12 protein-coding genes are annotated in these 13,180 nt (G+C 73.3%); 5 read left to right on the top strand and 7 right to left on the bottom strand.

Features of this window, described 5'->3' with window-relative positions; translation table 11 throughout:
* Positions 1-12: 12 nt before the first annotated feature.
* On the bottom strand, positions 13-897 hold the full coding sequence (locus O7618_RS04125) for a transglycosylase SLT domain-containing protein (protein WP_278104617.1): 885 nt from the start codon (positions 895-897) through the stop codon (positions 13-15).
* 48 nt (positions 898-945) lie between these two features.
* Positions 946-2,382, bottom strand: coding sequence for a DedA family protein (locus O7618_RS04120; protein ID WP_278104616.1), 1,437 nt, complete (start codon positions 2,380-2,382; stop codon positions 946-948).
* A 132-nt stretch (positions 2,383-2,514) separates the two neighbouring features.
* Here O7618_RS04120 and typA point away from each other — a divergent pair, with 132 nt between their 5' ends.
* The gene (gene typA / locus O7618_RS04115) at positions 2,515-4,380 is read left to right on the top strand and encodes a translational GTPase TypA (RefSeq protein ID WP_278104615.1); all 1,866 of its coding nucleotides are present in this window, start codon (positions 2,515-2,517) and stop codon (positions 4,378-4,380) included.
* Between the two features lie 391 nt (positions 4,381-4,771).
* Positions 4,772-5,638 (top strand): serine hydrolase, encoded by an 867-nt coding sequence (locus O7618_RS04110; protein ID WP_278104614.1) that lies wholly within the window; start codon positions 4,772-4,774, stop codon positions 5,636-5,638.
* A gap of 4 nt (positions 5,639-5,642) precedes the next feature.
* Here O7618_RS04110 and O7618_RS04105 read toward each other — a convergent pair whose 3' ends face one another.
* Positions 5,643-6,440 carry a tyrosine-protein phosphatase gene (locus O7618_RS04105; protein ID WP_278104613.1) on the bottom strand — a complete coding sequence of 266 codons (798 nt, stop codon included), beginning with the start codon at positions 6,438-6,440 and terminating at the stop codon, positions 5,643-5,645.
* A gap of 43 nt (positions 6,441-6,483) precedes the next feature.
* On the opposite strand from O7618_RS04105, the gene O7618_RS04100 reads away from it, so the two are divergent.
* A complete protein-coding gene (locus O7618_RS04100; RefSeq protein WP_278104612.1) occupies positions 6,484-7,581 on the top strand; it encodes a dipeptide epimerase in 1,098 nt (365 codons plus the stop codon).
* A gap of 56 nt (positions 7,582-7,637) precedes the next feature.
* Entirely contained in the window at positions 7,638-8,555 is a 918-nt protein-coding gene (locus O7618_RS04095) for a C40 family peptidase (RefSeq protein WP_278104611.1), read from the top strand.
* 43 nt (positions 8,556-8,598) lie between these two features.
* Here O7618_RS04095 and O7618_RS04090 read toward each other — a convergent pair whose 3' ends face one another.
* From O7618_RS04090 to pnuC, 3 genes are all read right to left on the bottom strand, one after another.
* Entirely contained in the window at positions 8,599-9,597 is a 999-nt protein-coding gene (locus O7618_RS04090; RefSeq protein ID WP_278104610.1) for a TerC family protein, read from the bottom strand.
* A 379-nt stretch (positions 9,598-9,976) separates the two neighbouring features.
* Complete coding sequence (locus tag O7618_RS04085) at positions 9,977-11,116, bottom strand: AAA family ATPase (protein WP_278104609.1); 1,140 nt, start codon at positions 11,114-11,116, stop codon at positions 9,977-9,979.
* Positions 11,113-11,766: a nicotinamide riboside transporter PnuC gene (gene pnuC, locus O7618_RS04080; protein ID WP_278104608.1), complete on the bottom strand. Its 654-nt coding sequence runs from the start codon at positions 11,764-11,766 to the stop codon at positions 11,113-11,115. Before pnuC ends, O7618_RS04085 begins: the two co-directional genes overlap by 4 nt.
* Before the next feature lie 61 nt (positions 11,767-11,827).
* Here pnuC and O7618_RS04075 point away from each other — a divergent pair, with 61 nt between their 5' ends.
* Complete coding sequence (locus O7618_RS04075) at positions 11,828-12,121, top strand: antibiotic biosynthesis monooxygenase (RefSeq protein ID WP_278104607.1); 294 nt, start codon at positions 11,828-11,830, stop codon at positions 12,119-12,121.
* Positions 12,122-12,214: 93 nt separating this feature from the next.
* Here O7618_RS04075 and O7618_RS04070 read toward each other — a convergent pair whose 3' ends face one another.
* On the bottom strand, positions 12,215-13,114 hold the full coding sequence (locus O7618_RS04070) for a DUF5753 domain-containing protein (protein ID WP_278104606.1): 900 nt from the start codon (positions 13,112-13,114) through the stop codon (positions 12,215-12,217).
* Positions 13,115-13,180: the final 66 nt, after the last annotated feature.

The following is a 13,180-nucleotide window of genomic DNA, read 5'->3' as shown; positions in this document are numbered from 1 at the left end:
GGCCGGGGGCGGTCAGAACGCGAGACACTCGCAGCCGGTCATCAGTTCGCGCACGTTGTAGACGTACTGCGGGTTGGGGATCGCCAGCGGCTTCCCCTCCCGGGCGACCGCGGCGTGCCCGAAGTTGTACGCCGAGATCACGGCGTTGAGCAGGCACGAGTTCAACTCCGAGGTGCACAGCGAGGCGTCGAGCCGGTAGTCCGACTCGAAGTACATGTCGCCGATGTACTTGGTCAGCCACGCCAGGTAGGTGCCGCCCAGATAGGCGTTGTCCTGATAGTCGTCGATGTCGTACGACCGCTCGAACCGCTGGTTCATCCACTCCGCGGTGGCCGGCATGACCTGCATCAGCCCGACGCCGGTGTCACAGGCGTAGATGTTGGACTGCCAGCCGCTCTCCTGCCAGGCGGTGGCCTTCATCAGGGCCGACGGGATGCGGATGTCCGGCGCGGAGGTGGGCCAGTAGGTGCGCGCCGCGGCGTCGGTCAACGCCTTCTTCACCTGACTCTGACTCGCCTTGGTGCCCTTGTAGCTCGGCTTGCAGCCGCTGGCCGGCGGCTTCGGCGCCGGCGGCACCCGGGTCTCGGTCGGCGGCTTCGGCCGCGCCAGCGGCGCGGTGGACGTGCGCGACGGCTTCGGCCGCGGCTTCGCGCTCGCCGACGCGGTGGGACTGGGCCGGCCACCCATCGCTGCGACGCCGGGCGGCTCCTCGCTCGGCGCGTCGGCCGGCGCGTCGACGGGGTCCGCCGCCGCGGGCTCCTCGACCGGCGCCTCGGTGGGCAGTTCCGCCGCCGCCGGGCGATCCGGTGGCTCCTCGTCGCCGCACCCGGTCACCGCCCCCGCCGCCAGCAGCGCCATCACCGCAGCCGCGGCCAACCGGCCGACTCCTCGCCGCATCGAACCTCCCCGTGGTTCCGTCGGCGCACCCTAACAGGCATCGACGGGTCATCGTGGTCCCCGCGACGCCGGCCGGCGCTCCCGGGGACGCGGCGGCCCCGCCCCGACGTCCGGACCGGCGTCCGCCGGGGTCGGTGGGCCGGCCGACGCCACCCGCTCCCGCGTCGCCCAGGCGACCACGAACACGGTGGTCCAGGCGACCCCCAGCAACACCGACGAGGCGGTGCCGGTGACCGTGCTCCAGCCCAGGTAGAGCCGGGCACCGGCGACCGCGACCACCCCGGCCGCGGCGACCGTCCAGACGGCCACCGCGACCGGCCAGCGCGCTCCGCGCGCCAGCAGCCACGCCAGTGTGCCGAGGCTCGCCGTCACCACCGCGTTCTGGCCGGGGAACAACTCCCGCAACCGGTCCGGGCCGCCCGGACCGGTCAGGTCGGCGACCACCACCAGCAGCACCAGCGGCACGGCCGCGCCGACCGTGCCCACCACGCCGAGCAGGTCCGCGCGCCAGGGTCGCTGCCGCCGGGCCACCAGCGCCGCCACCACGGTCACCGCGGCGATCAGCACCCAGCCGCGCAGCGCCGACACCGCGGTCAGCGCCGCGTCGGCCACCCCGGGGGTACGCCGGGCGGCGAACCAGTCGGCGACCAGCCCGTCGAGCACCCCCAGCCCGCTGTGCCGGACCACCGCCTCCAGCACCGCGGCCACCACCAGCCCCACGGCGAACAGCAACGCCAGCCCGAGCGCCAGGTTGATCAGCAACGTCCAGACCGGGCCGACCCGCATGCCGACCAGGAAGAACAGCACCCCGTAGCGGGACCGCAGCCAGCGCAGCGGCGGCAGCGCGCCGGCACGCGTCGCCAACGCCCGGGCCGGATCCGGGTTACGCCCCAGCCAGCGACCGGCAAGCACCACGCCGAGCAGGCAGAGCAGCAGCACCAGCACCGCCCCGGTGGCCCGGCCCAGCAGCTTCGACACCCGCTCGTACGACTCGCCGGCCAGGTAGCCGGCCAGCACCGAGCCGCCGACCCAGCTCGCTACCCCGGCCAGGTTCCACGGCGCGAACCGCCGGTACGGCATCCCGGCCCCGCCGGCCAGCCGGGGCGCCAGCGTGCGGGCGAAGGCGACCCAGCGGGCCGCCAGCATGGCCCGCCCGCCCAGCCGGTCCAGCAACTCCTCGGCCCGCCGCCACCGGTGCGGCCCGATCCGGGCGCCGAGCCCGGAGGCACGCAACCGGGGGCCGTGGCGCCGCCCGGCACGGTAGGCGAGTGTGTCTCCGATCACGGCGGCGGCCATCATGGCCAGCAGCGTGGGGGCGAGCCGTAGCGTCCCCGCGTACGCTAGGAAGCCGACCAGCAGCAGGGTCGCCTCGCCCGGCACCAGCAGCCCGACGATCACCGCGGTCTCGCCCGCGACGATCGTCGCGGCGATCAGGTAGATCAGCAGGGGCGACAGCTCCTGCAGCCAGTTCAGCAGGTCAGGCATTCGGCACCCCGCACGGGAGCCAGCATGCCAGTCGCTGCACCGGTCGGCCCAGCACTTTCGACACAGATCCGGGCCATCTCGGGGGTGACCCCGAGGCGCGCCCCGGCAACCGCAGACAGGAGTATGGAGGGTATGCAGCTTCGCACCGACCTCCGCAACGTCGCCATCATCGCCCACGTCGACCACGGCAAGACGACCCTGGTCGACGCCATGTTGCGGCAGGCCGGCGCCTACGGCGCCCGCGGCGAGGACACCGAGCGGGTCATGGACTCGATGGACCTCGAGCGGGAGAAGGGCATCACCATCCTCGCCAAGAACACCGGCGTGCGATACCTGCCGGCGGACGGCGACCCGGTCACCATCAACATCATCGACACCCCCGGCCACGCCGACTTCGGTGGTGAGGTCGAGCGCGGCCTGACCATGGTCGACGGCGTGGTGCTGCTGGTCGACGCCAGCGAGGGCCCCCTGCCGCAGACCCGGTTCGTGCTCCGCAAGGCGCTGCGCGCCCGGATGCCGATCATCCTGGTGATCAACAAGGTGGACCGGCCGGACGCCCGGATCAAGGAGGTCGTGGACGACACCTACGAGCTCTTCCTCGACCTGGACGCCGACGAGGAGCAGATCGACTTCCCGATCGTCTACGCCTGCGCCCGCGACGGCATCGCCTCGCTGACCCAGCCGGCTGACGGCGCGGTCCCGGACGACAGCACCAACCTGGAGCCGCTGTTCCGCACCCTGCTGGACACCATCCCGGCGCCGGCGTTCGAGGAGGACGCGCCGCTCCAGGCGCACGTCACCAACCTCGACGCCTCGCCGTTCCTCGGCCGGCTCGCGCTGTGCCGGGTCCGCCAGGGCAGGATCAGCAAGGGCCAGACCGTGGCCTGGTGCCGCACCGACGGCAGCACCCAGCGGGTCCGCATCTCCGAGCTGCTGATGACCGAGGGCCTGGAGCGCAAGCCGGCCGAGTCCGCCGGGCCGGGCGACATCATCGCCGTCGCCGGCATCCCGGAGATCATGATCGGTGAGACGCTCGCCGACGCCGAGAACCCGATCCCGCTGCCGCTGATCACCGTGGACGAGCCGGCCATCTCGATGACCATCGGCACCAACACCTCGCCGCTCGTGGGCCGGGTCAAGGGCGCCAAGGTCACCGCCCGGATGGTCAAGGACCGGCTCGACAAGGAACTGGTCGGCAACGTCTCGCTGCGGGTCCTGCCCACCGAGCGGCCGGACGCCTGGGAGGTGCAGGGTCGGGGCGAGCTGGCCCTGGCCATCCTGGTCGAGCAGATGCGCCGCGAGTCCTACGAGCTGACCGTCGGCAAGCCGCAGGTGGTCACCCGGGAGATCGACGGCAAGACCTGCGAGCCGGTCGAGCGGCTGACCATCGACGCCCCGGAGGAGTACCTGGGGGCGATCACCCAGCTCCTGGCCACCCGTAAGGGCCGGATGGAGCAGCTGGTCAACCACGGCACCGGCTGGATCCGGATGGAGTGGCTGGTCCCGGCGCGCGGCCTGATCGGCTTCCGCACCGAGTTCCTCACCGACACCCGGGGCACCGGCATCCTGCACCACGTCTTCGAGTCGTACGAGCCGTGGTTCGGCGAGCTGCGGACCCGCCAGAACGGTTCGCTGGTCGCCGACCGGGCCGGCGCGGTCACCTCGTTCGCCATGATCAACCTGCAGGAGCGCGGCCAACTCTTCGTCGAGCCGACCACCGAGGTGTACGAGGGCATGATCGTCGGGGAGAACTCGCGCTCCGACGACATGGACGTCAACATCACCAAGGAGAAGAAGCTCACCAACATGCGGGCGTCGACCTCCGACGAGACCGAGAAGCTGATCCCGCCGCGCAAGCTGTCGCTGGAGCAGGCCCTCGAGTTCTGCCGCGAGGACGAGTGCGTCGAGGTCACCCCGGTCGCGGTGCGCATCCGCAAGGTGGTGCTGGACCAGACCCAGCGCGGCCGGATGGCCGCCCGCCGCAAGCACGCCGGCTGACCCACCCCGCTCCACCCCGGAGCCGGCCCGCCCTCGGCGGACCGGGCTCCGGGGTGGGTCACGCGGGTTTGGTGGCCGCGAAGGCCAGGACGTCGGGAATCGGGCCGGAGCCGGACTCGACCACGCGGTCGAGGACCAGGCCGGCGGCGGTGACGGCGGTGAGCAGGTCGGCCAGGGGCAGGTGCCAGGCACCGCCCCGGGCCGTCGCCCAGCAGGCCCGCCAGCACCGACCGGACCCGGTCCATGTAGGTCGCCGAACCGAACGTCGCGTACTCCTCGTACCAGTCGGCGATCTCGTCTTACAGGGGAGTCGTCATCACCGCACGCTAGCCCCGGGCCCGGAGCCGCCGCAGCCCCGCGCCGGCCGGGAAGATCCGCTACGGTCACCTGCATGACCTGGGCCGAACTCGACGCGCACCTGGATCAGGTGCCCGGCACCGTCTCCGCGTACGTGGGACGTCCCGGCGCCCGCCCCACCTGGACCCGGCGGGCCGACGCCACCCACTACGCGGCGAGCACCATGAAGGTCGCCGTGCTGGTGGCGTTGCACCGCGCCGCCGAGGAGGGCCGGCTCGACCTGGACGCGCCGGTGCCGGTGCGCAACTCCTTCGACTCCGCGCTGACCGGCGCGCCCCGCTTCACCAACAACCGTGACTACGACAACGACGAGGCGGTCTGGGACGCCGTGGACGGCGTCGCGCCGCTGCGCTGGCTCGCCGAACGCATGATCATCCGATCCAGCAACCTCGCCACGAACCTCTGCATCGGCCAGGTCGGGCTGCCGGCCGTGGCGCGGGCCTGGGAGCTGGGCGGCGCGCGGCACAGCGTCACCGGTCGCGGCATCGAGGACTTCGCCGCCCGCGACGCCGGCATCGACAACCTGGTCACCGCCGCCGACCTCGCCAACCTGCTCGGTGAGCTGGCGCTGGGCGCCACCCGGCCCGGCCCGCTGGCCTCGCCGGCCGGGTGCGCCGCCATGCTCGACGTGCTCGTCGCCCAGGAACACCGCGAGGACCTGGCCGCCGGGCTGCCCGACCGCACCCGCGTCGCGCACAAGAACGGCTGGGTCCGCGGCGTCCGCCACGGCGCCGGCGTGGTGTTCCCGGACGACGCGCCGCCGTACCAGATCGTGGTCTGCACCACCACCGACCTGGCCGACGGCGGCGCGGACGGCGAGCAGGTGGAGGACGACGCCTGCCGGCTCATCGCGCACGTCTCCGCCCGGGTCTGGGACGCCCGGCACGAGCTGGCCGGGTGAGCCGCTACTCCAGCAACTGCTCCCGCAGCGCGGCCCGCACCTCGTCGGTCACCCCCAGACCGTCGCGCAGGTACACCTCGAACGACCCGTGCGCCCGGCGCACCTCGTCGTAGGCGGCGTCCAGGTACTGCGGGCGCACCTCCAGCAGCGGCCGGGCCACCGCCGGGTCGAGGTCCGGCCGCCGCCGCGTCATCGCCGCCAGCAGCACCTCGCGCAGGCTCTCCGTCAGCTCGTTGTGCCGCAGGTAGTCGGCCCGGATCGCGGGCTCCGCCACCCCCAGCGCGGTCAGCAGCACCACCGACAGCCAGCCGGTCCGGTCCTTGCCGGCCGAGCAGTGGAACAGCAACGGCAGGTTCGCGCCGTCCGCGGCCAGCCGCACCGCGGCGCCGAACCCGGCCCGCGCCGGCTCGCCGGTCACGAACCAGCGGTAGATCGCCGTCATCGCCCCCGGCATGCCCTCGCGGGCCAGCTCCGCGTAGGCGTCCAGGTCGTGGCCCTGCAACACCGCCGAGACGTAGGTGAACACCGGGTGGGCCGCGTCGTAGACCGGCAGGTGCACGACCCGGGGCTCGCCCACCAGCCGGTCCGGCGGGGCCACCTCCTGCTCCTGCGCCGCGCGCAGGTCCACCACGCAGGCCGGGCCGAGTTTGCCCAGCACCGGCAGGTCGTCGTCGGTGAGCCGGCCCAGCGCCGCGGTCCGGAGGAGTCGCCCGGCGCGCACCCGCCGTCCGTCCGTCGTCGGCAACCCACCCAGGTCACGGGCGTTCGGCGCGCCCACCAGCTCCCAGTCCCGCCCGGTCATCGGCCCTCCCCTGCTCGCCGTCAGTGCCTATAGGGTGCCCCACATGACGATCGCGGCGGTACGCACCTACCGGCTCTCGGCCCCCTTACACACCCCGTTCGTCACCGCGCTGCGCAGCACCACCACCGTGGAGACGCTGATCGTCGAGGTAGTCGACAGCGACGGACGCTCGGGTTTCGGCGAGGCCCCGCAGGTCTGGCAGGTCACCGGCGCGTCGATCGGCGGGGCCGAGGCGTGCGTGCGCGAACTGCTCGCCCCACTGCTGACCGGCCGCGACGCCGACGACCTCCAGGCCCGGTGCGCACAGGTGCGCGGCGCGGTGGTCGGCAACGAGTCCGCCAAGGCGGCCGTCGACGTGGCGCTGCACGACCTGGCCGCGCGGCGCCTCGGCATACCGCTGGTGCGGCTGCTCGGCGGCACCGCGCTGCGCGTCCCGACGGACGTCACGCTGGCCGCGGGCGACGCTGTCGATCTGGCCGCGGCGGCCGGCCGGCGGCGCGCCGAGGGCTTCACCGTGCTCAAGCTCAAGGTCGGCACCGACGCCAGCAGCGACCTCGAACGGGTCCGCTCGGTGCGCGCCGCGGTGGGCCCGGACGTGCGGATCCGGCTGGACGCCAACCAGGGTTGGACGCCGCGGGAGGCGGTCCGGGTGATCGGCGGCATCGTCGACGCCGGGCTCGACGTCGAGCTGGTCGAGCAGCCGGTGCACCGCCGCGACCTGGACGGGCTGGCCTGGGTCAGCGACCGGGTGGAGGTGCCGATCCTCGCCGACGAGTCGGTGTTCGACGTGCGTGACCTGGTCGAGGTGATCCGCCGCCGGGCGGCCGACATGGTCAACGTGAAGCTGGCCAAGTGCGGCGGCCTCCAGGCCGCCCGCACCCTGCTCGACCTGGCCGCCGCGCACGGCATGGGCACGATCGTCGGCTCGATGATGGAGGGACCGGTCGGGGTGGGCGCGGCCGCCAGCCTGGTCGCCGCCCACGGCACCACGACCACCTCGGACCTGGACGCCGCCTGGTGGCTCGCCTGGTCGCCGGTCACCGGGGGCATCCGGTACGAGGGCGCGACCGTGCTGCTGCCGAACGCCCCGGGGCTCGGGATCGCCGACGTGAGTGAAGCTAAGGTTCAGCGCAACGGTTGAGTGTCGTTGGTTTTTTTCATAGGGTCGCCCACAGGAGCGTGGGAGGAGGGGTACGGATGGTGCCTCAACCGGGCCATCGGGCCCTCGTGCGGGTCCCGGTGGCGACGCTGTGGACAGACCCCGACGCGGTCCGCCCGACCGACGAGCCCGCCCTGCGCGACTCCCCCGACATCGCCGCCTGGGTCGACGGGATGGACCACGACCAGCGGGTCGGCGACTGCGTGCTGACCCAGTTGCTGCTCGGCGAGCCGGTGCTGGTCACCGGGGCCGGGCCGGACGGCTGGGTGCGGGTGGTCGCGCTCGGGCAGCCCGCCGCCAAACTGGACCCGCGTGGCTATCCGGGCTGGATGCGGGCCACCCACCTGGCCGCGCCCGCCGACGCCGGGCCGGCCGCGCCCACGCTCCTGGTCGACGTCCGCCGCACCACGCTGCACGGGACCGCCGGCGGTCCGCCGGCGCTGGCGGGCGTGGTCCTGGGCACCCGCCTCACCTCCGCGGGGCGGCCGACGGACGGCTGGCGGCCGGCGCGGGCACCCGGCCGCACGGAGCCGCTCTGGGCGCCGGCGGGCGACCTCGTGCCGTCGCCCGCCGAACGCCCCGCGGCCAAGGAGGTGCTGGCGGTCGCCGAGCGGCTGCGTGACCTGGTCTACGTCTGGGGCGGCCTGTCCACCGACGGCATCGACTGCTCCGGACTGGTCCACCTGGCCTGGCGGCGGTACGGCGTCACGTTGCCCCGCGACGCCGACGACCAGGCCGAGGCGACGACGCCGCTGGCGCTCGACGACGAGCGCCCCGGCGACCTCTACTTCTTCGCCCGCCCGGGCCGCCGCATCCACCACGTCGGCATCGTCTCGGCCGAGCCGCACGGCGGCCGGCGCCGGATGCTGCACGCCTGCTACCTGACCCGCCGGGTGGTCGAGGAGGAACTGCCCCCGGCCCGGGTCGACACCCTGGTCGGCGCGCACCGGGTCTGATCCGGGTGTCCGGGGCGACCCGGCCCCGGACACCCGGTGCGGATCAGCGGCGTGCCGCGGCCAGTTCCCGACGCCGGTCCCGCGACGACTTGACCAGGCTCGCCGCCGTGGCCACGGCCAGGGTGCCGAGGATGATGGTCAGCGAGAGCCAGATCGGGATGTGCGGGGCCCAGCCCACGTGCTCGCCGCCGTTGATGAACGGCAGGTTGTTGTCGGCGAGCGCCTCCAGCACCAGCTTGACCCCGATGAAGCCGAGCACCACGGCCAGCCCGTAGCTGAGGTAGATGAGCCGGTCCAACAGGCCACCCAGCAGGAAGTAGAGCTGCCGCAGCCCCATCAGCGCGAACACGTTCGCGGTGAAGACCAGGTAGGGCTCCTGGGTGATGCCGAAGATCGCCGGGATCGAGTCGAGCGCGAAGATGAGGTCGGTGGTGCCGATCGCGATCATCACGATCAACATCGGGGTGAAGAGCCGACGTCCGTTCTCGCGGGTGGTCATCCGCGCCCCGTCGAAGTCACGCGACAGCGGCAGCGCCTTGCGGCTCCACCGGATCAGCACGTTCTCGCTGAACTCGTCCTCGTCCGGCTCGCCCTGCCGGGCCAGGTTCACCGCCGTGTAGATCAGGAACGCGCCGAAGATGTAGAACACCCAGGAGAACTGGGAGATCAGCGCGGCGCCGGCCGCGATGAACCCACCGCGCATGACGAGCGCCAGCAGAATGCCGATGAGCAGCACCTTCTGCTGGTACTGCCGGGGCACCCCGAAGCGGGCCATGATGATCACGAAGACGAAGAGGTTGTCGACGGAGAGGCTGTACTCGGTGAGCCAGCCGGTGTAGAACTGGCCGGCCACGCCCGGCCCGGCGGTCAGCCAGAGCACCACCCCGAAGAGCAACGCCAGCCCGACGTAGAAGCCGACCCACAGACTGGACTCACGGACGCTGGGCTCGTGCGGTCGGCGGCCGATGATGAACAGGTCGGCCAGCAGGACCGCGATCATCGCGGTCAGGGTTACCGCCCACACCAATGCGGACACGTTCAAATCCATCCTCCGGCAGACACGCAGCGTCGGGCACACCGTACGCCGGGTGTGGGGCCGGGGTGCGTCGACGCTGACTGTGGTGACTGTCGGAGGTCTCTTCCGCCGGGGCCCGTGGGCTCCGACCGACGGACCCGGGTCGAGCCACCTGAGGTGCCGGCGCTCTTCCGTGCTGACGACTCCGTCGCGAAGGAATACTCCCCTCCTCGGCCGCCATTGTTCACCATCGCACCGGGGTGGCGCATCTCCGGGCGCCGATCCGCCGTCCCGCCACGTGCCCGGTGTCACGTCCGACAAGAGCGTCCTAGGAGACTAGCCGCATTTGGGTCGGGGCGCGGCTGGGCGAGAGTCGGGTCGGAAGCGGTATACCTCCCGGTCATATTTATGACTGAGGGGTATACCGCTCCCGACCCGACTGCCGTCCGGGCTGCGACACGCCCGACGAATCCCGATCGGGGAGCACCGGATCGGCGAACGACCAGCCGGCGGCGAGCAGGGCGTCGCACGCGGCGGTCGCGACGGCCAGCCGCTCCCCGTGCGTACCGCGCAACTCGACGACCGGCGCCCCGCTGCCGGCCAACTCCGCGCGGAACCGGCCGGTCATCCACGCCCGCAGGTGCTCCCCGTCACGCAGGCCGTCGTCGGCGAACGGCACCCCCTCGTGGCCGGTGAGCAGGTAGAGCGCCGGACGCCTGGCGGACGCGCGCACCACCTCGGCGGAGGACCCGAGATAGCGCTCCTCCCAGACCGCGGTGGCCCGGGCGTCGGTGTCGCAGACCAGCAGCGGACCGCTCACCCGCGCGGCCGCGTCCTCGGCGGCCTGCTGCTCGCGCACCACCTCGACGAAGTCGTCCCGGTCCCAGGTGACGTCGAAGACCGTCGCGTCCGGCCGGGACCGGCGCAGCACGGCGAGTTTGCGCGCGGTCAGCTCGCGGCCGAACTCGGGCACCCAGCCGGTGCGGTAGTGCTCGGCGAGCGCCCGCGCCATGGTGGTGGTGCCGGTGGACTCGGCGCCGACCACCACGACCCGTCGCACCAACCACGCCCGCACCGGAGGGCTCAGCCACCGCCAGTGCGCCGCCGGGTCCGCGCGCACGGCGGTGCCGGAAACCGGCACCGCGAGCCGCCGCGGATCCACGTCGACCGCGACGGCGTCGAACCGCCGGGCCAACTCCTCGCCGTACGCCTCGGAGGAGAACACGGCGTCCACCGGCGCGCCGCCGAGCGCGTCGGCGAACACCGCGCAGTGCAGGTCCCAGACCGCCGGGTCGTCGTAGTCGACCGGGTGGTCGTCGTACCGGCCGACGAACCGTACCCACGGGGTGCCGGCGTGGACCTCACGCAACCAGTCGAGCCGCAGCTCCACCGGGATCGACTCCCGTCGGGACGGCGCCACCACCACGGTCACCGCCGCGCACCGGGCCGCGGCGGCCTCGACGAGCGCGTGGTGCCCGGCGTGTGGCGGATAGAACTTGCCGACCACCAGGCCGTGCCGGAACCGCCCCGAACCGGTCACGCTCACGCCGCCACCGGCGCCGGCCCGGGCGGCACCGGAGTGGCCGCCGCGCGCCGGCGCAGGTCCGCCCGCCAGGCCCGCAGCCCGAGCACGCACAGAGCCAGGAAGATCAGATAGAGACCGCCGGTCAGCCAGAGACCCTTGTACACGTAGAGCGGGATGTAGATCAGGTCGGCGGCGATCCACAGCCACCAGCTCTCCACCAGCTTGCGGGTCTGGCCGTAGGTGGCCAGCAGCGACAGCGCGGTGGTGACCGCGTCGGCCAGCGGCACGGTGGAGTCGGTGGCCCGGTCCAGAAACACCCACAGGCCGGCGGTGAGCAGCACCCCGGCCCCGGCCAGCGCCCACCACTCCCGCCGCCCGGTGCGGGTCACCGTGAGCCGACCGCGCCGCTCGCCGCCGAAGAGCCAGTGCCACCACCCGTAGGCTCCGAGCACCACGTAGACGATCTGCAGCCCGGCGTCGGCGTAGAGGCCGGCGGTCCAGAACAGCAGCATCAGCAGCAACACGTTGGCGATGCCGATCGGCCAGTTCGCGATGTGCTGCCGGGCGACCAGCCAGACGTTGACCACGCCGGTGACGAAGCCGAGCAGTTCGGCCCAGGTGGTGCCGGCGCCCCACACGGTGAACGCGGTGCCGGTGAGCCAGTCGAGCATGGTGTCCTCCCCGAGCGCACCCGGAGCGTACTCGTGGACCCCGGCATGGCAGGCTTCGGGCATGGTTCTTGAGGTCGCGCTGATCGATGTGACACCCGGACACGAGGACGACTTCGCCGCCGCCTACGCGCAGGCGCGGCCGATCCTCGCCGAGGCGCAGGGCTGCCGCTCGGTGCGGATGACCCGCGGGGTGGAGTCGCCCACCCGGTTCGTGCTCCTGGTCGAGTGGGACTCGGTCGAGGCGCACGACGCCAACTTCCGGCAGACCGAGCGATTCGAGCGGTGGCGCGGGCTGATCGGGCCCCACTTCGCCGGCCCGCCGCTGGTCGAGCACTTCGTCGACGTGCCGGCCTGATCTGTCGTACCCCGCACGTACCCTGCGCGCGACGCGCGGTCACCGGCCCCGGCGGGCATCGGGGGCGCCGGGCCCGGTGGCCGCGTGGTCACCTCACTCCGGGTCGTGCGGGTCACGCTGCCGAGGCACCGGCGGGGCGCCGAGCCGGCGGGTCAGCAACTCGACCGTGGCGTCCTCCGACAGCGCCGCGGTGAGCAGCCGCTCGATCACCTGCTCGTAGCGGGCGACGTCGGCCTCGGCAACCAGGCGCAGGTCGGTGGTGAGCGTCTCCACCAGCACCGTGCGCGGGTCGTCCGGGTCCCGGTAGGCATAGTAGGAGAACGGCGCCAGCGGGTGCAGGTCGTCGCCGGACGAGGCGCCGTGGGGCAGCACCCGGATCGTGACGTGCGACCGTTCGGCCAGCGCCAGCAGGTGCCGCACCTGCTCCCGCCACACCTCGCCCGGCAGGCCGGCCGGCTCGCAGGCCCGCTCGTCGAGCAGCACGGTGTAGTGCGGCGGATCCGCCCGGACCAGCAGCTCCTGGCGCACCGTCCGGGCCCGCACGTCGGCCTCCACGTCCACCTCGCTGGCGAGCGACGCGCCGGCCGCCACCCGCACCCGGGCGTACGCCGGGGTCTGTAGCAGGCCGGGCACGAGCGCCGGCTGGTATTCCACGATGCGTTCGGCGCCCGCCTCCAGTTCCGCGAACGCCCGCTGCCGCTCGCCCATCTCGCCCAACGCCTTGGACCAGCCGCGCCCGGTGGCGGCGTCGCGCGCGATGACGATCAGGTCGTCGCGCTGGTGCGGCGGCACCTCGTAGACGTCGAGCAGATCGAGGACGTCGGCCAGGTCGGGCCGGCTCTGGCCCAGCTCGATGCGGGACAGCTTCGATGTGGACGCCCAACCGAGCCGCGTGCAGACCTGCTCGAGCGTGAGCGACTCACGGCGGCGCAGCCGGCGCAGCTCCACGCCGAGCCGCACCCTCCGGACGACAGGACTTGCTGACAACGGCATGCGCGCCTCCCGGTGGGAGCGTACGCATGACCATCACACACGGCAATACCTCGCTCGCGCAGAGCG

The organism is Micromonospora sp. WMMD980 (assembly GCF_029626035.1).
Classification (GTDB): domain Bacteria; phylum Actinomycetota; class Actinomycetes; order Mycobacteriales; family Micromonosporaceae; genus Micromonospora.
The sequence above is the reverse complement of the archived record's forward strand: the minus strand, read 5'-3'. Positions and strand labels throughout refer to the sequence as shown.